Annotated in this window: 17 protein-coding genes and 1 pseudogene; 5 read left to right on the top strand and 13 right to left on the bottom strand. The window is 71.2% G+C overall.

Translation table 11 applies throughout. The features are described from left to right. Positions 1 to 350: 350 nt before the first annotated feature. From ABT300_RS11320 to ABT300_RS11330, 3 genes are all read left to right on the top strand, one after another. Positions 351 to 1,292: a ferredoxin family protein gene (locus ABT300_RS11320; RefSeq protein ID WP_351674043.1), complete on the top strand. Its 942-nt coding sequence runs from the start codon at positions 351 to 353 to the stop codon at positions 1,290 to 1,292. Positions 1,293 to 1,421: 129 nt separating this feature from the next. Further along, the gene (locus ABT300_RS11325; RefSeq protein ID WP_351674044.1) at positions 1,422 to 3,128 is read left to right on the top strand and encodes a sensor histidine kinase; all 1,707 of its coding nucleotides are present in this window, start codon (positions 1,422 to 1,424) and stop codon (positions 3,126 to 3,128) included. After that, positions 3,125 to 3,805, top strand: a complete 681-nt coding sequence (locus ABT300_RS11330) for a response regulator (protein ID WP_351674045.1) — start codon at positions 3,125 to 3,127, stop codon at positions 3,803 to 3,805. Before ABT300_RS11325 ends, ABT300_RS11330 begins: the two co-directional genes overlap by 4 nt. A 38-nt stretch (positions 3,806 to 3,843) precedes the next feature. Here the strand turns inward: ABT300_RS11330 and ABT300_RS11335 are convergent, their stop codons facing one another. The 3 genes from ABT300_RS11335 to ABT300_RS11345 all read right to left on the bottom strand — a co-directional run bounded on the left by ABT300_RS11335 (position 3,844) and on the right by ABT300_RS11345 (position 6,655). Continuing rightward, entirely contained in the window at positions 3,844 to 4,905 is a 1,062-nt protein-coding gene (locus ABT300_RS11335; RefSeq protein ID WP_351674046.1) for an ABC transporter substrate-binding protein, read from the bottom strand. Between the two features lie 81 nt (positions 4,906 to 4,986). Continuing rightward, the gene (locus tag ABT300_RS11340; protein WP_351674048.1) at positions 4,987 to 5,850 is read right to left on the bottom strand and encodes an ABC transporter permease; all 864 of its coding nucleotides are present in this window, start codon (positions 5,848 to 5,850) and stop codon (positions 4,987 to 4,989) included. Further along, positions 5,840 to 6,655, bottom strand: coding sequence for an ABC transporter ATP-binding protein (locus ABT300_RS11345; protein ID WP_351674050.1), 816 nt, complete (start codon positions 6,653 to 6,655; stop codon positions 5,840 to 5,842). Before ABT300_RS11345 ends, ABT300_RS11340 begins: the two co-directional genes overlap by 11 nt. Positions 6,656 to 6,816: 161 nt before the next feature. On the opposite strand from ABT300_RS11345, the gene ABT300_RS11350 reads away from it, so the two are divergent. After that, a complete protein-coding gene (locus ABT300_RS11350) occupies positions 6,817 to 7,509 on the top strand; it encodes a response regulator (protein WP_351674052.1) in 693 nt (230 codons plus the stop codon). Between the two features lie 184 nt (positions 7,510 to 7,693). Here the strand turns inward: ABT300_RS11350 and ABT300_RS11355 are convergent, their stop codons facing one another. The 6 genes and pseudogenes from ABT300_RS11355 to ABT300_RS11380 all read right to left on the bottom strand — a co-directional run bounded on the left by ABT300_RS11355 (position 7,694) and on the right by ABT300_RS11380 (position 14,813). Further along, positions 7,694 to 9,286, bottom strand: a complete 1,593-nt coding sequence (locus ABT300_RS11355) for a monocarboxylic acid transporter (protein WP_351674054.1) — start codon at positions 9,284 to 9,286, stop codon at positions 7,694 to 7,696. After that, on the bottom strand, positions 9,283 to 9,852 hold the full coding sequence (locus ABT300_RS11360; RefSeq protein ID WP_351674056.1) for a DUF485 domain-containing protein: 570 nt from the start codon (positions 9,850 to 9,852) through the stop codon (positions 9,283 to 9,285). The genes ABT300_RS11355 and ABT300_RS11360 overlap by 4 nt, the downstream gene beginning before the upstream one ends. 71 nt (positions 9,853 to 9,923) lie before the next feature. Then, positions 9,924 to 10,612 (bottom strand): annotated as a pseudogene (locus tag ABT300_RS11365) (response regulator transcription factor). Beyond that, on the bottom strand, positions 10,609 to 11,760 hold the full coding sequence (locus ABT300_RS11370; RefSeq protein WP_351674057.1) for a sensor histidine kinase: 1,152 nt from the start codon (positions 11,758 to 11,760) through the stop codon (positions 10,609 to 10,611). Before ABT300_RS11370 ends, ABT300_RS11365 begins: the two are co-directional and overlap by 4 nt. Further along, on the bottom strand, positions 11,757 to 12,284 hold the full coding sequence (locus tag ABT300_RS11375; protein ID WP_351674059.1) for a DUF1453 domain-containing protein: 528 nt from the start codon (positions 12,282 to 12,284) through the stop codon (positions 11,757 to 11,759). The genes ABT300_RS11370 and ABT300_RS11375 overlap by 4 nt, the downstream gene beginning before the upstream one ends. Positions 12,285 to 12,692: 408 nt before the next feature. Beyond that, complete coding sequence (locus ABT300_RS11380) at positions 12,693 to 14,813, bottom strand: DNA gyrase/topoisomerase IV subunit B (RefSeq protein WP_351674061.1); 2,121 nt, start codon at positions 14,811 to 14,813, stop codon at positions 12,693 to 12,695. Between the two features lie 445 nt (positions 14,814 to 15,258). Here ABT300_RS11380 and ABT300_RS11385 point away from each other — a divergent pair, with 445 nt between their 5' ends. Next, complete coding sequence (locus ABT300_RS11385; protein WP_351674063.1) at positions 15,259 to 15,489, top strand: DUF7455 domain-containing protein; 231 nt, start codon at positions 15,259 to 15,261, stop codon at positions 15,487 to 15,489. Between the two features lie 120 nt (positions 15,490 to 15,609). Here ABT300_RS11385 and ABT300_RS11390 read toward each other — a convergent pair whose 3' ends face one another. The 4 genes from ABT300_RS11390 to ABT300_RS11405 form a co-directional block, all read right to left on the bottom strand. Next, positions 15,610 to 16,476, bottom strand: a complete 867-nt coding sequence (locus tag ABT300_RS11390; protein ID WP_351674065.1) for a serine protease — start codon at positions 16,474 to 16,476, stop codon at positions 15,610 to 15,612. Between the two features lie 133 nt (positions 16,477 to 16,609). After that, positions 16,610 to 18,160 (bottom strand): RNA polymerase sigma factor, encoded by a 1,551-nt coding sequence (locus tag ABT300_RS11395; protein ID WP_351674067.1) that lies wholly within the window; start codon positions 18,158 to 18,160, stop codon positions 16,610 to 16,612. Positions 18,161 to 18,593: 433 nt separating this feature from the next. After that, positions 18,594 to 19,481 carry a FadR/GntR family transcriptional regulator gene (locus ABT300_RS11400; RefSeq protein WP_319277647.1) on the bottom strand — a complete coding sequence of 296 codons (888 nt, stop codon included), beginning with the start codon at positions 19,479 to 19,481 and terminating at the stop codon, positions 18,594 to 18,596. Between the two features lie 162 nt (positions 19,482 to 19,643). Continuing rightward, complete coding sequence (locus tag ABT300_RS11405; protein ID WP_351674069.1) at positions 19,644 to 21,800, bottom strand: ATP-binding cassette domain-containing protein; 2,157 nt, start codon at positions 21,798 to 21,800, stop codon at positions 19,644 to 19,646. Positions 21,801 to 21,802 lie beyond the last annotated feature (2 nt).

Genomic DNA, 21,802 nt, shown 5'->3' on the forward strand with positions numbered 1-21,802 from the left:
CGGCGAACGGCCGCTGCGGATGCGCCCGAGCGGCCACTACGTGGGCCCCGAACCGCCTCAGCCGCTGCCGCAGTAGGCCGGGCCGGGCACACCGGTCCCTGGCTGCCACGACGGCCCGGGCGTGCGGCGGTCGTCGTCGCGGCCGCCTCCCTCGCCCAAGGGCTCTACGCCGCCCCCGCGACGGTCCGGGGTCGCCGCCTGGCGGCACGCACGGCGGCGCGGCGCGCTGAACTCTGTCCCGCCCCTCTGGCCCGTCCCGCCCGTCCCGCCCGTCCCGTCTGTCCCGTCTGCCCCGCCCGTCTCGCTCGTCCGGAAGTCGTGTCGCCTCAACTCAGGTTAGGCTCACCTCTGTGAGTACGTGTGCAACCGTCTCGCGGGACCTTGACGAGCCCATCGCCGGAACCGCGGCCACGGCAACCACCTGGCTGCTCCTGGAACAGCCCGGCCCCTGGGGTGCCCGAGCACTGGTCTCGAGCCACCTGGACCCCGTTCTGGGGCGCGCCCTGGAGGCCGCCGCGCAGGACACGGGCGTGCGCGTCGCGCTCATCCGGCGGCCCGGTCGCCACGCGGACTTCGGCGCACCGGCCCTGCGGCAGGTCTACGCGGCCCACACCGTTCCCGGACGGGTGTGGCTGCGCGGCGCCACGACCCACGACCCGCGCCGGCTGCTGGACCTCGACTTCGCCGCGCTCGGCCGGGGCGACCACCACTCGTTCGACAGCGTGCTGGGCGGTGCGTCCCACACAGGCGACCCGCTCGCCCTCGTCTGCACCAACGGCAAGCGGGACCGCTGCTGTGCGCTGCTCGGCCGTCCGCTGGCCGCGGAGCTCGCCGCCTCGGGGGTGCGAGGAGCCTGGGAGGTCACCCATCTGGGGGGTCATCGCTTCTCCCCCACCCTGCTCGTCCTGCCGCACGGTTACGCGTACGGCCGGGCCGCGGCGCACACGGTCAAGGAGGTCCTGCGCGGCGTCCGGGAAGACCGGATCGTCGTGGAGGGCTGCCGGGGGAGCTCGGCCTGGGACCGGCCCGGCCAGGCCGCGGAGCTGGCGGTGCGCGCGGAGACCGGCGAGGACGCCGCCGGGGTGCTGAGCGTCGTGCACACGACCGGCGGCGCACCCCGCTGGGAGGTGACGGTCGCGCACACCGACGGCCGGCACTGGCTGGTCGTCGTGGACCAGGGCGCCTCGCTGCCGCCGAGGCCGGAGAGCTGCGGCACGTCGGTCCTCGGCGCGCCCGCGCGGATGGACGTGGTGGCGGTGCACGAACTCGCGGGCGCGGCCTCGGCACGATGACGTGCCCCACGGGACGGGTCGGGCCGCCCGCGCACGCACGCGCGCGGGCCGTGTCCTCCTGAGCCGGTGGAGAGATCCACCTCACCCGCCCCTTCGGCTGCCGGGGTCGGCCCACGTACCGTCTTGGGTATGAGCCCCACTCCCCCCGCGCGGCGGCTGCGCCTCGGAATGCCGCGGCGCATGTTCTCGCAGGTCCTGCTCATGCAGCTGGCGATCGCCGCGGGCGTCGTGGTGCTCGCGACCGGACTGTTCCTCGCTCCGCTCAGCAATCAGCTGGACGACCAGGCGATGCGCCGGGCCCTCGCCATCGCGCAGACGACGGCGGCGGTGCCCCAGATCGCCGAGGATCTGCAGAGCACGCCGCCGTCGGTCGACGGCCCGGTGCAGCGCGAGGCCGAACGGATCCGCAAGGCCAGCGGGGCCGAGTACGTCGTGGTGATGGACCTCCACGGCACGCGCTGGTCGCACACCGACCTCGATCAGGTCGGCGGCCATGTCTCGACGGACCCGAGTCAGGCGCTGGCGGGCAAGGACGTCATGGAGATCGACAGCGGCACCCTGGGCCGCTCGGCCCGCGGCAAGGTCCCGCTGCGCGACGCCGACGGCGACATCATCGGCGCGGTCTCGGTCGGCATCGAGTACGACAGCGTGCGCGCCCGGCTCATCCACGCCATCCCCGGGCTGTTCGCCTACGCCGGAGGGGCCCTCGCCGTCGGCGCGCTGGCCGCGTGGCTCATCTCCCGGCGGCTCCACCGGCAGACCCGCGACCTGGCCTTCTCGGACATCTCCGCGCTGCTCTCCGAGCGCGAGGCGATGCTGCACGGCATCCGCGAGGGCGTCGTGGCCCTGGACCGCGCGGGCCGCGTCCGGCTGCTCAACGACGAGGCCCAGCGTCTCCTCGGCATCGGGGACGAGGCGGTGGGCTCGCCGCCCGACGAGGCCCTCGGCGCGGGTCGTACGGCCGACGTCCTGGCCGGCCGGGTGACCGGCACGGACCTGATCGCCGTACGCGGACAGCGCGTCCTGGTGGTGAACCGGATGCCCACCGACGACGGCGGCGCCGTGGCGACCCTGCGCGACCGCACCGAGCTGGAACAGCTGGGCCGCGAACTCGACTCGACGCGCGGTCTCATCGACGCGCTGCGCGCCCAGGACCACGAGCACGCCAACCGCATGCACACCCTGCTCGGGCTGCTGGAGCTGGAGATGTTCGACGACGCCGTCGACTTCGTGGGGGAGGTGGTCGGCGACCACCGGGCCACCGCGGAGCAGGTGACGGAGAAGATCGGGGACCCTCTGCTCGCCGCTCTGCTGGTCGGCAAGGCGACCGTCGCGGCGGAGCGGGGCGTCGCCCTGTGGGTCTCCGACCGGACCCGGCTGCCCGACCGGCTGATCGATCCGCGCGGACTGGTCACCGTCGTCGGCAATCTCGTGGACAACGCGCTCGACGCCGTGGCGGGCACCCCGCACGCGCGCGTGGAGGTCGAACTGCGGACCCAGGGTCGTACCGCGGTCCTGCGGGTCCGCGACACCGGGCCCGGCATCCCGGAGGCACACCGTGAGTCGATCTTCACCGAGGGCTGGTCGACCAAGAAGCCGCCGGCGCACGGCAAGCGCGGCATCGGGCTCTCGCTGGTGCGCAGGCTCGCCGAACGGCAGGGCGGCAGCGCCACCGTCGGCGAGGCGGCGGGCGGGGGCGCCGAGTTCACCGTCGTCCTGCCGGAAGCACTGACCGATCCGGAGACGCTGACCGAGCCGGACGCGCTGACCAGGCCGGATCCGGAACCCGTGCCGGCCGCAGCGGCGCTCGGCGCCGTCGAGGAGGAGTCACGATGATCGAGGTTCTGGTCGTGGACGACGACGCCAGGGTGGCCCGCGTCAACGCCGCCTACGTCGAGAAGGTCCCGGGCTTCCACGTCGCCGGCGAGGCCCACAGCGCCGCCGACGCGCTGCGCCAGCTGGAGCTGCTGCCGCGCCTGGACCTCGTCCTGCTGGATCACTATCTGCCGGACGACACGGGCCTGGAGGTGGTGCAGGAGATGCGCCGGCGCGGCCACCAGACGGACGTGATCATGGTGACCGCCGCGCGGGACGTCTCGACCGTGCAGGCCGCGATGCGCCAGGGCGCGCTGCAGTACCTGGTGAAGCCGTTCGCCTTCGCCGGTCTGCGCGGCAAGCTGGAGGCGTACGCCGATCTGCGCCGCACGCTCGACGGCGGCGGCGAGGCCGAGCAGGCCGACGTCGACCGCATCTTCGGCGCGCTGTCGGCTCCCTCGGAGCCCGGTCTGCCCAAGGGCCACTCCCCCACCACGGCCGAACTGGTGCGGCAGTCCCTGGTGAACGCCGAAGGGCCCCTGTCGGCCCAGGAGATCGCCGACCGCACCGGGGTGAGCCGGCAGACCGCCCAGCGCTATCTGAAGCTCCTGGAGCGCACGGGGAGGGCCCGGCTGACCCTGAAGTACGGCGACGCGGGCCGCCCGGAACACCGTTACGTGTGGGCGACCCGCGCCTGACGGCGGGGCCTCGGACGAGGCCGTCGGCTGCTCGGCGGTCAGCCCTTCGCCTTGGCGACGAACTCGGTCGTGTAGGTCTTGTCCAGGTCCACGTCGGCGTTCTTGACGGCCGGGTTGAAGGCCTTGAGGACCTTCTCGACGGTCTCGGGCCCGTTCTCGGGCATCACGCCGTCCACGGTGAACATGGGCAGCGTGTTCTTGATGGCCACCGAGTAGAGCATCTTGTTGCCCTGCGAGTAGTCGGCCGGCATCTTCTCGGCGATCTCGGACGCGCTGTGGGTGGACATCCACTTGAGCGTCTTGACGAGCGCGTTGGCCAACTTCTGGACGGTGTCCTTGTGACCGTTCACCCAGTCCGTCTGCATGTACAGGCTCGACGAGGGGTACGGACCGCCGAGCGCCTCCTCGGAGCCCTTCGGGGTGCGCATGTCGAGGAGGATCTTGCCGGCCTTCTTGTCGAGGACGGTCGCCACGGTCGGGTCGGTGGTCATCCCGGCGTCGATGGAGCCCTGCTGGAGCGCGGCGATGAAGGTCGGACCCGCGCCGACGGCGACGGGGGTGAAGTCGCTGACCTTCACGCCGTTCTTGACCGCCAGGTACTTGGTCAGGAAGTCGGTGGAGGAGCCGAGGCCCGTGACGCCGAGCTTCTTGCCCTTGAAGTCCTCGGGCGAGTCGATGTCGCCCTGCGCCTTGGTGGAGACGATCTCCACCTCGCCCGGTGCGTGCGAGAACTGCACGACGGACTCCACCTCCTTCCCCTTCACCTGGAGGTCGAGGGTGTGGTCGTAGAAGCCGACGGCGCCCTGGACCTGGCCCGAGACGAGCGCGGTCTCGGCCTGCACGCCGGCCGGCTCGCTCAGCAGCTCGACGTCGAGCCCTTCGGCGTCGAAGTAGCCCAGCCGCTGGGTGAGCATGGCCGGCAGGTAGATGACCTTGTCCAGGCCGCCGACCATGATCTTGACCTTCGTCCCCTTGCCGTCCCCCTTGCTGCCGGAGCCGGTCGACGCGGTGCTCGCCGCGTCGTTGGCACAGGCGGTGAGCGAGGTGAGGGCGAGCAGGCCGGCGGCGGCCAGGGCCGTGTATCTGACGGTAGTGCGCATGGCGGGTTCACGTCCTTGTGAGAAGGCGATGCCGAGGGTGCGGCGATGGGACGAAAGTCTTGGAGGATCGTTCAACGATGGTCAGCTGTCGGAGCCGGCTGGCTTCCAGCGGAAGATGCGGTTCTCGGCGAAGGTCAGCAGTCCCTCGGCGACCAGGGCGACGACGGCCAGGATGACCATGGCGGCGTACACGCCGGCCGCGTTGAACGTGCCCTGCGACTGCGCGACGAGCAGGCCGATGCCCTTGGTCGCGCCGATGTACTCGCCGACGATGGCGCCGATGAGGGCGAAGCCGAAGCTGACGTGAAGGCTGGTGAAGATCCAGGAGGTGGCCGACGGGATGACCACCTGGAGCGTCACCCTGTGGTCGCTCGCGCCGAGGATGCGGGCGTTGGCGACGAGGTTGCGGTCGACCTCGCGAGCGCCCTGGAAGGCGTTGAAGAAGACCGGGAAGAACACCAGGACGACGGCCGAGGCGACCTTGGACGCCGGGCCGAGGCCGAACCAGATCACGAAGATCGGCGCCAGCACGATCCTCGGTATGGAGTTGAGCACCTTGATGTACGGACCGAGGACGTCTGCGAGAAAGGCGATCCGCCCGAGCGCGATACCGCACACCACACCCGCGGCCACACCGATGACCCAGCCCAGCAGCGCCTCGTGGAGCGTGTACCAGATCTGCTCCCCCAGCGAACCGAGAGCGGTTCCGTGCGTCACCCAGGTGTAGATCTGGTCCCAGATCTTCGTGGGCATCGAGAAGTTGAACGGATCGATGATCTCGGCCCGGGAGAGCGCCTCCCACAGACCGAGCACGGCCACCAGGAGCAGTGCTCTCGAGGCCATCACGACGACCTTGCGCCTGCGTGCGGCACGCGCGCGGGAGTGGGCACGGTCCGGCGCCTTGGCCGTGTCGACGACGGGCGTGCTGAGAACGTCAGGCGACATGTGCGGTTCCTCTTTCGCGGGTGATGCGGACCTCTTCGCCGAGGGACTCCCAGATCTCGCGGTAGATCTCGATGAACCGCGGCTCCAGGCGCACCGACTCGACCTTGCGCGGCCGCGGCAGGTCGATGTCGAAGACCTGCTTCACGGTGGCGGGGCCAGCGGTCATCACGACGACCCTGTCGGCCAGCGCGATCGACTCCTCCAGGTCGTGGGTGACGAACACGACGGACGCGCCGGTGCCCTCCCACAGTTCGAGGAGCTCGTCCGACATCAGGGCCCTGGTCTGCACGTCGAGCGCCGAGAACGGCTCGTCCATGAGCAGGATCTCGGGGTCGTTGACGAAGGTCGCGGCGAGGGCGACGCGTTTGCGCTGGCCCCCGGAGAGCTGGTGCGGGTACCGGTCCTCGAAGGCGGCGAGTCCGACCCGGTCCAGCCACTCACGGGCCCTGCGTTTCGCCTCCGCCTTGGGCACGCCGCGAAATCGCGGCCCGGCCATGACGTTGGACAGGACCGTGCGCCACGGGAAGGTCGCGTCCTGCTGGAAGACGAAGCCGACCTTGTCGCCGACGCCGCGCACGGCCTGGCCGGTGACCAGCACCTCGCCCTGGGTGGGCTCTTCCAGCCCGCTGACCAGGGTCAATGTGGTTGACTTGCCGCAGCCTGTCGGCCCGACGACGGCCACGAACTCGCCGCGTGCGACGGTGAGGTCGAGGTCCCGCACCGCGGTGTGCGGGGCCCCCGAGGGGGTCCTGAAGACCTTGCTCGCACCCCGCAGCTCGATGGCGGGGCTGGTGTCTGCGCTCATGGCCGGGGACGGTAGAGGCGAGCGGCGGGGCTGGAGCAGCCTTCTGGGCGCATGCGCTTCTTTTGCTTGCAAGGGCCTGTTGTGCTCGTTTAGCTCGCGCTAGAACAACGAAGCCGAAACACGGGCACATCGCCCGCCTGGCCTTGACGGAGAGAGGCCCGATGATTGACGTCCTGGTGGTGGACGACGACTTCCGTGTCGCCGAGATCAACGCCAAATACGTGGGGAAGGTTCCCGGCTTCCGGGTCGCCGCCCGCGCGCACAGTGCCGCCCAGGCGCTCGCCTCGGTGCAGCGCGGAGGCATCGACCTGGTCCTGCTCGACCACTATCTGCCCGACGGCACCGGACTGGAACTCGTCCACCGGATGAGGGAACAGGGCCATGGCACGGACGTCATCATGATCACAGCGGCCGGGGACGTCAGGACGGTGCAGACCGCGATGCGGCTGGGCGCCCTGCACTACCTGGTGAAGCCGTTCACCTTCGCGGCGCTGCGCACCCGGCTCGATTCCTACGCCGCCCTGCGCCGCACGGTCGACCGGGTCGGCGGCCACGGCGTCGCAGGTCAGGACCAGGTGGACCGGATCTTCAGCGCCCTGCGCACCACGCCGGCGCCCTCGTCCCCCGGCCTGCCCAGCGGGCACTCGGAACCGACCACGGACCTGATCTGCGCGGTTCTGCACCGCGCCGACCACCCGCTCTCGGCGCACGAGGTCGCCGAGAAGACCGGCCTGAGCCGCTCCACCGCCCAGCGCTATCTGCGCCACCTCGAGCAGGCCGGGCGGCTGCACCTGTCGCTCAAGTACGGCGACACCGGCCGCCCTGAACACCGGTACGCGTGGGTGGCTCCGTAGGCAGCCACGCAGGCCCTTCCGCTGCGGCAGGGCCACGCGGGGCCCGGCTTCCGCGCTCCGGCTGCCCGCATCCCGTCGCCGGCGCCTGACCGGAACGGCGTGCCGGGGAGGCGTGTCAGGAAAGCAGCGGCGCCCGATGTTCCGGGCGGGGCCAGCCGGTGCGCCTTCCGGTCACGGCACGGCACTACGCTGCGCCTGCCCCGGTCAGGGACCGCACCTCGGCCTCCGCGTGCTTGGCCTCGTCCGCGACCTCGGCCGAGGTGACCGTGCCCAGCCAGCCCGCCAGGAAGCCCAGCGGAATCGAGACCAGGCCGGGGTTCTCCAGCGGGAAGTACTGGAAGTCCACGGCCGGGAAGAGCGACCCCGCACTGCCCGACACCACCGGCGACAACACCACGAGCGCCAGGGCGGGAATCAGCCCGCCGTACACCGACCACACGGCGCCCCGAGTGGTGAAACTCCGCCAGAACAGCGAGTACAGCAGGACCGGCAGGTTCGCGGAGGCCGCGACGGCGAACGCGAGTCCGACCAGAAAGGCGACGTTGAGATCACGGGCCAGCAGACCGAGGGCGATCGCGACCGCTCCGACTCCCACGGCGGCGACGCGGGCCACCGCCACCTCGCTGCGGGGCCGGGAGCGCCGGCGGCGCAGGGAGGCGTAGAGGTCGTGCGCCACGGACGCCGAGGAGGCCAGCGTGATCCCGGCGACGACCGCGAGGATCGTGGCGAAGGCGACGGCCGCCACCACCGCGAACAGGACGGTGCCGCCCGTGGAGTGGGGGCCGCCGCCCAGATCGAGGGCCAGAAGGGGCACCGCCGTGTTCCCGGACGCGTTCGAGCCGCGGACCGCGTCCGGGCCGACGATCGCCGCCGCGCCGAAGCCCAGCACGATCGTCATCAGATAGAAGCCGCCGATGAGCCCGATCGACCAGACGACGGACCGCCGGGCGGCCTGCGCGGTCGGCACGGTGTAGAAACGCGACAGGATGTGCGGCAGCCCGGCCGTGCCCAGCACCAGCGCCAGACCGAGGCTCATGAAGTCGAAGCGCGCGGTCCAGTCCCCGCCGTACTTCAGCCCGGGCGCCAGGAACGCGTCGCCGTGCCCGCTGCGCTCGGCGGCCGTGCGCAGCAGTTGGTCGAAGTCTCCGTGGAAGCGCACGAGGACGAGGACGGTGAGCGTGACGGTGCCGCCCAGCAGCAGCACCGCCTTGACGATCTGGATCCATGTCGTGGCCCGCATCCCTCCGAGCGACACGTAGACGACCATCAGCGCGCCCACCCCGATGACGGCCCAGGACCGGGCCGCCTCCCCCGTGTCCCCGAGGAGCAGTGCGACCAGGCTGCCCGCGCCGACCATCTGCGCCACCAGATAGAGAACGGACACGGTGACCGACGAGGTTCCCGCCGCGATCCGCACCGGCCGCTCCCTCATCCGCGCGGCGACGACGTCGGCCAGGGTGAATCGCCCGCAGTTGCGGACCAGTTCGGCCACCAGGAACAGCACCACCAGCCAGGCGACCAGGAAGCCCACCGAGTACAGCAGGCCGTCGTACCCGAAGAGCGCGATCAATCCGGAGATGCCGAGGAAGGAGGCGGCCGACATGTAGTCGCCGGCGATGGCAAAACCATTTTCCATCGGTGAGAACAGCCGGCCCCCGGCGTAGAACTCCTCCGCCGAGCCACGCCGGTTGCGGCTCACCCATGTGGTGATCCCCAGGGTCACCGCGACGAAGGCGCTGAACAGCACCAGCGCGAGCGTCTGATGATCGCCGGTCACAACGCACCGCCGCGGGCTCCGCGGGTCAGTTCCTGGGTGTCCCAGCGCAGTTCGAGCGCCGCGCGGTCGCGGCGCAGCCGTGCGTGCCGGGCGTAGGCCCAGGTGAGCAGGAACGTGCTGAGGAACTGCCCGAGCCCGGCGAGCAGCGCCACGTTCACCGCGCCCACCACCGGCCGCGCCATGAGTGCGGGCGCGGTCGTGGCCGTCACGACGTACGCCACATACCAGATGAAGAATCCGACGACGGCGGGCGCCACGAACCGTCGATACCGACGGCGCACCTCCCGGAAGGCCGGACTGCGCTGCACCTGGAGGTAGATCTCGGCCGTCGCCGCGGCGCCGGTCGCGCGCGCCGCCGGAATCCCGGTCGGGGGCGCGCTCGCCGCGGCCGACTCGCCCCAGCCCGAGGCCAGCGCCTCGTACCACGGATCGTCGTAGTGCAGCTCTCCCGTGGCTCCCGGGTACGCCTGCTCCTGGCTTCGGTGGGGCTCGCGCGCATGCGGCGTGGTGCCGCCGGTCTCGGGATCGTCCCCGCCGGTGCGGACGCAACCGTTGCTTGACTGCATGCCCAAGGATGGACAGAACGGGAAGATCCCTGACTCTTCTTCCCCGCACACTTCACTCCATCAGGTGACCATCAGGCCGATCCCGCTGCGGGCGGCCGCACCAGCCCCTTGCGGTACGCGTAACTGACCGCCTGAGCACGGTCCTTGAGTCCCGTCTTGGAGAACATGTTTTGATGTGCGTCTTCACCGTGGCGATGGACACGCTCAGCCGGCGGGCGATCTCCGAGTTGCTGAGGCCTTCGGCGATCAGCACCAGGACCTCCGCCTCCCGTGCGGTGAGCCCGTCGGGCACGGCGGCGGGCCGCGCCGGCTCGGGTTCGGGCGCTGACAGCCGCTCCAGCAGCCTGCGCTGGACACTCGGCGACAGACCGGCGTCCCCGGACAGCACGCTGTGCACGGCCCGCACGATCTCGTCCCCGCCGGCGTCCTTCGTGAGGTATCCCCTGGCTCCGGCACTGAGCGCCGGGAACAGTGACTCGTCGTCCGCGTACGTGGTGAGCACCACGACCTGGGTGCCGGGGTACTTCGCCGTGATGCGCCGAGTCGCCTCCACGCCGTCGCAGCGGGGCATGCGCAGGTCCATCAGCACCACGTCGGGAGCGAGTTCGGCGACGAGCCGCACCGCCTCCTCGCCGTCTCCCGCGGCCCCCACCACCTCGACTCCCGGCAGCAGCCCGAGCAGCATCACGATGCCTTCTCTGACGACGGTCTGATCGTCCGCGACCACCACCCTGGCGGGCTTCTCCGGCTCCACGGTCATACGGGCACCCTCAGCGTCACCACGAACCCTTCCTCGTCCGGCCCTGCGGCGAGCGAGCCGCCCAGCAGCTCGGCGCGCTCACGCATGCCCAGCAGACCGTACCCGCCCCCGGCCTGGGCGAGTTCACCCGGCGAGCCGCCCGAGTCCCGCACGTCCAGGGTGACTTCGCGCGGACGGTACTCGAGCCGCACGCTCACCTTCGCGCCCGGCGCGTGCTTGCGCACGTTCGTCAGCGCTTCCTGGGCGACCCTGCGCACGGCCTGCGAGGCCTCGACCGGCAGCGGTACGCGTTCGCCGGCGACCGTGACCTGGGCGCCTTCGGACGCGCCGACGAGGCCGGTGAGGAAGTCCTCCAGCGGCGTCACCTCACCGCGCAGCGCGGAGAGCGACTGCCGGGTCTCCTCGAGACCGTCGCGGGCCATGCCGCGTGCCGCCACCACGCGTTCGAGGATCTGTTCCCGGTCCGCGCCCCGCTCGATCAGCAGCCGGGCCGCCTCCAGGTGCACCAGCTGCGCGGAGAGACTGTGGGCCAGTACGTCGTGGATCTCCCGGGCGATGCGGGCCCGCTCCGCGAGCGCGGCGGACTCGGCCTCGGCCGCCCGGGCCGCCCGCTCCTGGGCGAGCAGTCGCTGCGCGGCGCCTCTGGCCTCGGCGTCGAGCCGCAGCGCGTATCCGGCGAGGGCCATGCCCCCGATGACGGAGGCCGAGACCATCCCCCGGTCGTCGTCCACCAGGGCGAAGGCGGCGAAACCGGCCGAGGCCACGGGCAGAGCGGCGGCCAGGGGCAGTCGCTCCAGGGCCGTGACGGCGCCGCCACAGCACAGGACCACGGCCGGGGAGCGGAATCCGGCGGCCTCGGCCCCGACCGCCAGGAGCAGCAGCGCGAGGTGAAGGGCGAGGGAGGGCCACAGCCGGTGCTCGATCGTGGTCCGGAACAGGGCCCACGCGAGCCCGCAGGCCACGAGCAGCCCGCCCGTCCCGGCCACCCCGGCCCACCCGTGGGCGCGGCTGTCGTGGAGGGCGCCCCACACCAGCGCGACGAGCACCAGCAGCCGCACTCCCCAGGCCAGCAGCCGCCTGGGCCGGGTGATCTCCTTGGGGCTCAGCGCCTCTCGCGAGGGCCAGCGGGTCCAGACGTTCTCCGTCACACGCGCTCCTTCCACGCGGACCGGGGCACGTGGTCACCGTACGCGGGGACCTGCGCGGGGGCGGGCCCTCGAAGCGCCTGCACCCGCAGGGCCAGGAGCCCGGAGCGCACCAGCAGGGTGGCCGCGAGTCCCAGTATCAGGGCCGAGTTGTGCTGGTGGACGCCCCACAGCACGCCGAGTCCGAAGAGGCCGAGTCGCAGTGCGACGCCGGCGAACCACACGGCAGCGCTCGCTCTGGTGCTTTTGCTCCACACCGAGCCGTCGGCCTCGACCCACACGCGGGTGGTCCGGGCCCAGGCCGCCCCCGTCGCCAGGCCGACGATCAGCTCGGCGCCGAGGAGCAGGCCGGACGTGGTGGGGTGGCGAGCGTCGAGCAGGTCGGGCTCGCGCAGCGCCGTGACCGCCAGGATGACGGGCAGCAGCCACCATCGCCGGTCCGCGTCCATGCGGTAGGCCCGGAACTGCCGGACGATCACGAGGGCGACCACTGCCGCGATCACCAGCGCGTCGAGAAGCCCTGACATCACAGCCTCCGAGAGCGGGAAGGGGAGGTCGGCAGCCAGCGCTGCCGACGACTTCGACGCTACGGAAGAACACCGGCCCGCAGATCGGAGCCAGGGTGGATCATGGGTGGATCCTGCCAGGCCCTGCTTCTCCACCCGCGGGTGGAGAAGCCCAGGCCAGCCCTGCGATGCAGCTGCTCGGACCGAGTGGACCGGTTGGGACCCGCACCACTCGGACCGGCATCGCTCGGACCGATCAGCGGCCGAAGCGATCAGCGGCCGGCCCGAGCCGCGTCCGGCCCCGCCCGCTCGTCCCCACCTGCCCGTCCGCGCCCGCCCGTTCCTGCCCGCCTTGGAGGCGCTCCGCGAGAACCGGAGCTGACGGACCCGAGCGGGGCCGGACCTGATGGGCCCGGCCCACGCAAGAGGTCACGCGTCGATGCGCGACCGGTCCAACGTCGCCGCCGAGCTGGAGATGAACTCCTTGCGCGGGGCCACGTCGTTGCCCATCAGCAGGTCGAACACCTGCTCCGCCGACTCCAGGTCGGAGAGGTTGATGCGGCGCAGCGTGCGGTGCCGCGGGTCCATCGTGGTCTCGGCCAGCTGGTCGGCGTCCATCTCGCCGAGGCCCTTGTAGCGCTGGATGGAGTCCTTGTACCGGACGCCCTTGGTCTGGAACTCCATCAGCTTGTCGCGCAGCTCACGGTCCGAGTACGTGTACACGTACCTGTCCTGGCCCTTCCTGGGCTGGACGAGCTCGATGCGGTGCAGCGGCGGAACCGCGGCGAACACCCGGCCGGCCTCGACCATGGGCCGCATGTAGCGGTGGAACAGCGTGAGGAGCAGGGTGCGGATGTGGGAGCCGTCCACATCGGCGTCCGTCATCATGATGATCTTGCCGTAACGGGCCGCGTCGATGTCGAACGTCCGCCCGGAACCGGCTCCTATGACCTGGATGATCGCGCCGCACTCGGCGTTCTTGAGCATGTCGGTCACGGACGACTTCTGGACGTTGAGGATCTTGCCCCGGATCGGCAGCAGCGCCTGGAACTCGGAGTTCCGGGCGAGCTTGGCGGTGCCGAGCGCCGAATCCCCCTCGACGATGAACAGCTCGCTGCGCTCGACGTCGTCACTGCGGCAGTCGGCCAGCTTCGCGGGCAGCGACGAGGACTCCAGGGCCGTCTTGCGGCGCTGCGCGTCCTTGTGCTGCCGGGCCGCGATGCGCGTCCGCGCGGCGGCGACCGCCTTCTCCATCACGACCCGGGCCTGCGCCGCGGCATCGCGCTTCGTGGACGTCAGGAACGCCTTCAGCTCCCTGGAGATCACGGTGTTCACGATGCGCCGGGCGGCCGAGGTGCCGAGGACCTCCTTCGTCTGCCCCTCGAACTGGGGTTCGGCCAGGCGAACCGTGACGACAGCGGTCAGGCCCTCCAGGGCGTCGTCCTTGACGATGTCGTCCTCGGCGACGCGCAGCAGCTTCTTGGCGCGCAGGACTTCGTTCATCGTCTTGGCGACGGCCTGCTCGAAGCCTGCCACGTGCGTGCCGCCCTTGGGGGTGGCGATGATGTTGACGAACGACCTGAGGGTCGTGTCATAGCCCGTGCCCCAGCGCAGCGCCACGTCGACGCCGAGCTCACGGGTGACCTCGGTCGGCGTCATCTGCCCGTGCTCGTCCAGGACCGGGACCGTCTCCTTGAAGGAGCCCTGTCCGGTGAAGCGGAGGACGTCGCAGACCGGCTTGTCTGTGGCCAGGTACTCGCAGAACTCGCTGATGCCGCCGTCGAAGCGGAAGGACTCCTCGCCCTTGCTGCCGCCGTCGCCGAGACCGAACTCGTCGCGGACGACGATCGTCAGGCCGGGCACCAGGAACGCGGTCTGGCGGGCACGGCCGTGCAGGTGCTCCAGGGAGAGCCTGGCGTCCTTGAGGAAGATCTGACGGTCGGCCCAGTACCGCACGCGCGTGCCGGTGCGGTTCTTGGCGACCCGCTTGACCTTGCGCAGGCCGCCCGGCTCGAACTTGGCGTCGGGACCGGCGGCGGCGAAGGCTCCGGGGACTCCGCGCCGGAAGCTGATCGCGTGCGTGTTGCCCCCTCGGTCCACCTCGACGTCGAGTCGGGCGGACAGGGCGTTGACGACCGAGGCGCCGACGCCGTGCAGACCGCCGGAGGCGGCGTAGGAACCGCCGCCGAACTTGCCGCCGGCGTGCAGCTTGGTCATGACGACCTCGACGCCGGACAGGCCGGTCTTGGGCTCGACGTCGACGGGGATGCCCCGGCCGTTGTCACGGACCTCGACCGAGGCGTCGTCGTGGAGGATCACCTCGATGTGGTCGCAGTATCCGCCCAGGGCCTCGTCGACGGAGTTGTCGATGATCTCCCACAGGCAGTGCATCAGACCGCGACTGTCGGTCGAGCCGATGTACATGCCCGGGCGCTTCCGCACGGCCTCGAGGCCCTCGAGGACGAGCAGGTGCCGCGCGGTGTAGTTGGAGCCGTCCCGGTCTGCTCCTGCCAGCAGCGCTGTGGACGGCACGGACGTTTCGGCGGTCACGCGGTTCGCTCCTCGCTGAATTTCACTTGGGGCCCTTATGGGTAAGGGCGCGGCTCGGGTAGCCGCCAAGAGGGTACCGAGGCCTGGTAGAGCCGTTGTCACGCCACCCTCGTCCCAAACTCAGACTAGTCCAGCGTCGCATGCGTGTTCGATCCCTCGTTGGAGTGAAGTACATATCACGTTCCCTTCGGGGCATGAACCATTTAGGCTCCGGGCACGTCCTCATGAACAAACCGGCAAGCCAGCCGGGAGGATCGAACCACGACCGACAGTGCGAAACCGTAAGCATTACAGACCACGCAATACGGCACATTCGCCGCCAAACCGGCAGCAGACGGCCGCCTCGGAAAGATTTTTTCGAGGACAAGCCACGAGCGGGAACGTTTTGGGGCTGGTTGGATGTTGACCCTGGTACGACAGCTCGTCGAGCTAGAGAAGAGGCGACGTGACTACTGTTCTGACCCCCGCGAGCCCGCTGACGGCCGCTGACCGCTGCGACCGCTGCGGCGCCCAGGCGTACGTACGCGTCGTGCTGCTCAGCGGCGGAGAACTGCTCTTCTGCGCCCACCACGGCCGCAAGTTCGAGCCGGAACTCAAGAAGATCGCCGCTGAGATACAGGACGAGACGGAGCGACTGACTACCGTTCCGGCGTCCGCCCTGGAAGAAGAGCGCTGATCCGACGCGTCCACGACGAGCCACAGTCGGCACAGGCCGGCGAACGGGCGGCCGTCCCTGACAACAGGGGCGGCCGCCCGCTTTTTCTGCCCGCGCCCCCGGTCTGGGCAGGGGCCCCGCTCAGCGACCGCCAGGGGCCTTCAGCGCACCTCGGGCGGCGACGTCCCAGCCCAGCGTCCGCAGAGCGTCGGAGACCCGCGTGTAGACGCCAGGGCTGCCGGGCCGTCCACAGCCGCTGCCCCAGGACACCAGCCCGATGAGCCGACCCTGCGCGACCAGCGGCCCTCCGCTGTCTCCCTGGCAGGCGTCCCGGCCCCCGCGCGACTCTCCGGCGCACACCATGCTCTGCGCGCGGTACGAGCCTTCCGACGAACCCGGATACGCCCGCTCGCAGAGCGAGTCGGCCAGCACGTGCACCGGGGCCGCCCGGAGCGTGTGCGCGTACGCGCCGAACCCCGTGGTGTCTCCCCAGCCGTAGACCAGGGCCTCCCCGCCGGGCTGGTACGCAGCGTCACCGGCGGGGGCCATGCGGATGGCCGCTTCCGCCGGCAGGGGCTCCGCCAGGGTGAGCACGGCGAAGTCCCCGGCGTTGCTGGAGCTGTCGTAACGGGGGTTCACCCAGACGCTGCGCACGGAGACCTCCTGCCCCGCGTCCGAGTAGAGGTCCGTGCGGCCGGCGACGACCCTCAGGTCCGACACCCGCTCGGGCGGCCCTCCCAAGGCCTCCTCGCCCATGCAGTGCGCCGCCGTGAGGACGGTCGTCGGTCCGACCGCCACGCCACCGCAGAACTGCCCGGAGCGCATACCTCCGAACCGGGCACGACTGGACAGCGCGACCGTCCACGGGCTCTGCGAGACGTCCACCGGGTAGCCCCCGAGGACGACGCCGTCGGAGGCGGCGGGGGCGGCGGAGGCCAACGGTATGACCATGGCCACGGCCGCCAGGATCAACGGCCGGGACAGGGCCCGGACCAGGGGACGTCGCATGAGGACTCCTCACTCTGAAGTGCTCGGTGAACACCCACAGTGATCCAACCCGTGCCCGGGCGCACCCGCGCGTACACGCCGAAGGCCCGGCTCCCTGACGGGACACCGGGCCTTCGGCGTGTACGGAAGCGACCTAGTCGAGGTAGTCGCGCAGCACCTGCGAACGCGAGGGGTGACGCAGCTTCGACATGGTCTTGGACTCGATCTGACGGATCCGCTCACGCGTGACGCCGTACACCTTGCCGATCTCGTCGAGGGTCTTCGGCTGACCGTCGGTGAGACCGAAGCGCATCGAGACGACGCCCGCCTCGCGCTCGGACAGGGTGTCGAGGACCGAGTGCAGCTGCTCCTGCAGAAGCGTGAAGCTGACCGCGTCGGCCGGCACGACGGCCTCGGAGTCCTCGATGAGGTCGCCGAACTCGCTGTCGCCGTCCTCGCCCAGCGGGGTGTGCAGCGAGATGGGCTCACGGCCGTACTTCTGGACCTCGATGACCTTCTCGGGGGTCATGTCGAGTTCCTTGGCCAGCTCCTCCGGAGTGGGCTCGCGGCCCAGGTCCTGAAGCATCTGACGCTGCACGCGCGCGAGCTTGTTGATGACCTCGACCATGTGCACCGGGATGCGGATGGTGCGGGCCTGGTCGGCCATCGCGCGGGTGATCGCCTGACGGATCCACCAGGTGGCGTACGTGGAGAACTTGTAGCCCTTGGTGTAGTCGAACTTCTCCACCGCGCGGATGAGACCGAGGTTGCCCTCCTGGATCAGGTCCAGGAAGAGCATGCCGCGGCCGGTGTACCGCTTGGCCAGGGACACCACCAGACGGAGGTTGGCCTCCAGGAGGTGGTTCTTGGCGCGGCGGCCGTCCTCCGCGATGATCTCCAGCTCGCGCTTGAGCTTCGGCGCCAGCTTGTCGGCGTTGGCCAGCTTGTCCTCGGCGAACAGACCGGCCTCGATGCGCTTGGCGAGCTCGACCTCCTGCTCGGCGTTGAGCAGCGGGACCTTGCCGATCTGCTTGAGGTAGTCCTTGACCGGGTCGGCGGTGGCGCCGGCGGCGGCCACCTGCTGGGCCGGCGCGTCGTCCTCGTCGTCGTCGGAGAGGACGAAGCCGGCGCTCTCGGCGCCCTCGGGCTCGTCGCCCGCCTTGGGGGCGTCCTCCAGGGCCTCTTCCTCGACCGGCTCGCCGTCGTCCTTCTTGCCGGCGGTCTTCTTGGCCACCGTCTTCTTGGCCGCGACGGTCTTCTTCGCGACGGTCTTCTTGGCAGCCGTGGTCTTCTTGGCAGCCGCCTTCTTGGCGGGGGCGGCTTCTTCTTCTGCGGGGTCGTCCACAGCGGGGGCGGCGGGAGTGGCCGGGGCGGTGTCAGCGGTGGTCTTCCGCGTGGTCACCGTCTTCGCCGCGACCGTCTTGGTGGCGGTGCGCTTGGCCGGACTCTTCGCTGCGACGCTCTTTCGGGTGCGCTTGGGCTCCGCGGCACTGACCATCAGCGTCACACCCTCTTCCTCGAGGATCTGGTTGAGGCTGCGCAGTACGTTCTTCCACTGAGTGGCCGGAATCTGGTCAGCTTCGAAGGCCCGACGCACATCGTCGCCGGCGATCTGCCCCTCAGCCTTTCCCCGCTCAATGAGCGCCATGACAGAGACGGACTCGGCGATCTCCGGCGGGAGCGTACGGGATGTGCTGGCCGACACGAACAACCTCTCGGAACGTTGGAAAACGGCTTCCGGCCCCGTCCACGACGGACTGGAGCCGACCACCGGCCTGGGAACGGGCCGACGGTGCGGGCGGGGGCCGGGAGGATGCACAGCGCCTTGAACGGCGTCCGTATTCCCTCTGCGGCTGTCACCTCTTAGGTCATCGCGTTGTTTCCACAAGCGTTACGCCCAATCTTCGTGGCCCGAGTCACACCCCGTAAGCATTCAAAAACGGTCAGACACGGGCAGATGAGGTCACGCGTGGTGTCTACCCACACCTCTGCCGCCAAATCCCGCCACGCAGACCATCGGACCCCGCAGTTCCCGAAAACGGGCTTCTGCGGGGTCCGACGGAGGTGCGGGCATACCGGGCCGAGGACGGCGCAGGAGGGGGAGGGCATCGCGGCGCGTCGCGCCCGAGGACTGCGGGTCAGTGCTCGCGCGGCGCCGGCACGACGCGCTCCACCTCGGGGTGCACGGTGAGCAGCTGGCGCATGGCCACCTCGGCCGCCGTGCCGTCGCCCGCGGCCAGGGCGTCGACGATCCTGCCGTGGTGCGCCAGCGAGGCGTCGTTGGGCCGCTCACAGCCGGTGACGGGACCGCCGGAGACCTGCAGCGCGGACGAGACGATCCCGGAAAGGTGCTCCAGCATGCGGTTGCCCGCGACCTGGATGAGCAGGGAATGGAACTCGGTGTCCGCCCGGGAGTAGGTGAGCACGTCGCCCTGCGTCATCGCATGGGCCATGATCTCGACCATGTCGGACAGCCTCTGCTGGACGTCCTCCCGTCCGTGTCCGGCGGCGAGGCGGGCGGCCAGCGGCTCGATCGTCCAGCGCAGCTCGCTCAGCTCGCGCCGCTGGTCGTCGCGCTGGGGGCCGTAGGCACGCCACTCGATGATGTCCGGGTCGAGGAGATTCCAGTCGCTCACGGGACGCACGCGCGTGCCGACGTTCGGGCGGGCGCTGACCAGGCCCTTGGCCTCGAGGACGCGCAGCGACTCGCGGACGACGGTACGGGACACCTCGAACCGCTGGCCGATCTCCTCCGGCACCAGGGGGCGGTCGGCGCCCAGGTCACCCGAGACGATCATCTGACCCAGCTGCTGGACGAGCTGGCCGTGCAGCCCACGCCCGCGGTTCCCCGTGGAGCGGCGGCCCACGCGGCCGAGCTCGGGCTCCGCGGCCTCCCAGACGGAGCCTCCGACGCGGTCGGCGACGGGGGCCTCGGCGTAGGGATAGCGGTCGAGTTCGCCCGGGCCTGCCAGACCTGAGTCGGCGGAGCGGGCGGCGGTCATCATGGTGTGCGCAAGGGTACTCACGGATCCTTTGTCGGCGCTGTTTCCAACTCCCTTGAGGTCTTTGGTGAAAAGCACACGAAAGGGTGATCGCTCACCCCGTCGCAATTGACGCCTTATCGGAAAGAAATGGGCTTTCTGCGGGGAGTTGCGCACACGGCGGGATCGGTTGGGTCCGGACGGTCGTCATCGGACCCTGCCGCGCAGGGTCGTGAGCAGATACGCGCACAGCAGCGCGGCCAGGGACAACGCCATTGCCCCGCCGACCGGTTGGCCCAGCACGCGCGCCGCGGCGTCCACGTATCGCCCCCCTCCGAAGGGCCACTGCACCAGGAGCGTCTCGCGCAACCGCATCGAGAATCCGGCCGCCGTCCGCACAGACGCGCTCTCCAAGGCCTTCTGCACCGCGGGCACGACGACGACGGGCACCGCGAGCACCGCCGCCAGCCCGGCCGTGGTGGACCGGAAGACGCCGGCCGCCAGCACCCCGGCCCAGGCGCAGCCGACCACGAGCCCGAGCCAACTCACGCCGAGCGACATCCAGTCCGCGGGAACTCTGGCGAGCTCCTGTCCGTAGACGAGGTAGAGCACTTCGGCGTCGCAGCCCACCGTGAGGAAGGCCAGCGTCACGGCGGTGACGGCGGCGACGAGCAGCTTGGCGGTGAGCACTCCGAGCCTTCGCGGCACGGTGCCGCGGTCCGCCGCCAGCGCGGGGTGGCGGAACTCGTCCCCGAAGGCCAGCGCGCCGAGCAGCCCCGCGCCGAGGGCCGCGGGCGGCAGCGGAAGCTGTACCGGCCAGGCGGTCAGCAGCCGCGCCTGGGCGGTGTGGCCCATTCCGCCCAGTACCACGGCGGTGACGGCGGAGACGAGCAGTACAGCCGCGCCGGTGAGGAAGCCGGTGCTGATCCCGGTGGCGCGGCGGACCTCGTAGCGCAGCGGGCGCAGGGGGCTGGGCGCAGAGCGCACGCAGAGCGGCGGCGGCAGAGCGGGGAGGTCGTCGGCAGGACGGTCAGCGGTACGGCGAGGGGAGGGCGGCACGGCCGCGGGCTCGGCGTCGGGCTCGGGACAGGGGCCATCCGTCTCCACGGCGCGGTCCGCCGGGTGTGGGCTGCTCAGAGCGGGGTGAGACAGCTCGGGGCCGCTCAGGGTGGGGCCGGCCGGCGAGGAGCCACTCGGAGCGGGGTCACTCAGAGTCGGGGCACTCGGAGTGGGGCCGCTCGGGGTGGAGTGTTCCGGCGACGCGACCGCGGGGGGACTCCCTGCCGACGGGGCTCCTTCCGTCGCGGACGCGGATCGCGTCGGCGGCTCGCCCGTGTCCCCGGCCGCGCCCTCCGCGGTCACGTCGACGGCCGTTACGGCAACCGGGTTCCGCACAGCCTCGCCGCCGGGGACCGTGTTCTGTGCGGCCCCGCTCTCCACGGTCCTGTTCTCCACGGTCCTGCTCACCACGACCCTGCCGTCCGCCCCCGGCCCCATGTCGCCTGTCTCGTCGGCGAGTTGGTGGACGAGGATGCCGTGCCGGAACGCCGTCTCGCCGACGTCGGCGCAGCTGCTGCCGTACACGGAGAGCCGGTTCCCGCCCTCCTGCACGACCTCGACGGAGCGTTGGGCGGCCCGGGCCTCCCTGGTGAGCTGCGCGGCGAGGCGGAGGGCATGGGGGGTGCGGACGGCCACCCTCGGGCGCAACCGGGTGCGGGCGAATTCGGCGGCCTCCTGATCGGCGACGAGCCTGCCCCCCTCCAGGGCGAGGACCCGGTCGGCGACGCGGGCGGCCTCCTTCGGGTCGGCTGTGGTCGTGAGCACTGTGCCCCCCTGGCGAGCGTGCGCGCGCAGCATGCCGTGCAGCCAACGGCTCTCTCGTCCGGACAGTCCGTCGGCCGGTTCGTCGAGGACGAGGGTGTGCGGGTCGGCGAGAAGCGCGCAGGCCAGGCCGAGCCGGCGGTCCATGCCGCGGGAGAGGCCGCCGAGGCGTTCGTCGCGCAGACCGACCAGGCCGACCACCTCGAGCACTTCGTCGGCTCGCCGGACCGAGACGCCGGCCGCCGCGCACAGCATGCGCAGGTGGCCGCGGACCGTGCGGGCCGGGTGTCCGGGCACATCGCCGAGGAGGACTCCGACCTCGCGTGACGGGTGGGCGACGCGATGGAGGGGGCGGCCTCTGAAGCAGGCGAGACCCCGGCCCTGTTGAAGGCCGAGAAGGAGTCTCAGCACGGTGGTCTTGCCGGCGCCCGGCGCGCCGAGCAGCACGGTGACGCGGCCCGCGTGCGCCTCGAAGGAGACGTCGTCGACAGCGGGCGGAAGCGCCTTACGGGAATCGCTGGTCAGTCCGTAGGCCTGGATCACCT

Origin of the sequence: Streptomyces sp. NPDC001027 (genome assembly GCF_040299045.1) — a bacterium.
Classification (GTDB): domain Bacteria; phylum Actinomycetota; class Actinomycetes; order Streptomycetales; family Streptomycetaceae; genus Streptomyces.

Excerpts from the sequence above, each read along its gene's own strand:
- ABT300_RS11325 (WP_351674044.1), top strand. The coding sequence starts at position 1,422 with ATGAGCCCCACTCCCCCCGCGCGGCGGCTGCGCCTCGGAATGCCGCGG.
- ABT300_RS11330 (WP_351674045.1), top strand. The coding sequence starts at position 3,125 with ATGATCGAGGTTCTGGTCGTGGACGACGACGCCAGGGTGGCCCGCGTC.
- ABT300_RS11335 (WP_351674046.1), bottom strand. The coding sequence starts at position 4,905 with ATGCGCACTACCGTCAGATACACGGCCCTGGCCGCCGCCGGCCTGCTC.
- ABT300_RS11340 (WP_351674048.1), bottom strand. The coding sequence starts at position 5,850 with ATGTCGCCTGACGTTCTCAGCACGCCCGTCGTCGACACGGCCAAGGCG.
- ABT300_RS11345 (WP_351674050.1), bottom strand. The coding sequence starts at position 6,655 with ATGAGCGCAGACACCAGCCCCGCCATCGAGCTGCGGGGTGCGAGCAAG.
- ABT300_RS11350 (WP_351674052.1), top strand. The coding sequence starts at position 6,817 with ATGATTGACGTCCTGGTGGTGGACGACGACTTCCGTGTCGCCGAGATC.
- ABT300_RS11360 (WP_351674056.1), bottom strand. The coding sequence starts at position 9,852 with ATGCAGTCAAGCAACGGTTGCGTCCGCACCGGCGGGGACGATCCCGAG.
- ABT300_RS11375 (WP_351674059.1), bottom strand. The coding sequence starts at position 12,284 with ATGTCAGGGCTTCTCGACGCGCTGGTGATCGCGGCAGTGGTCGCCCTC.
- ABT300_RS11390 (WP_351674065.1), bottom strand. The coding sequence starts at position 16,476 with ATGCGACGTCCCCTGGTCCGGGCCCTGTCCCGGCCGTTGATCCTGGCG.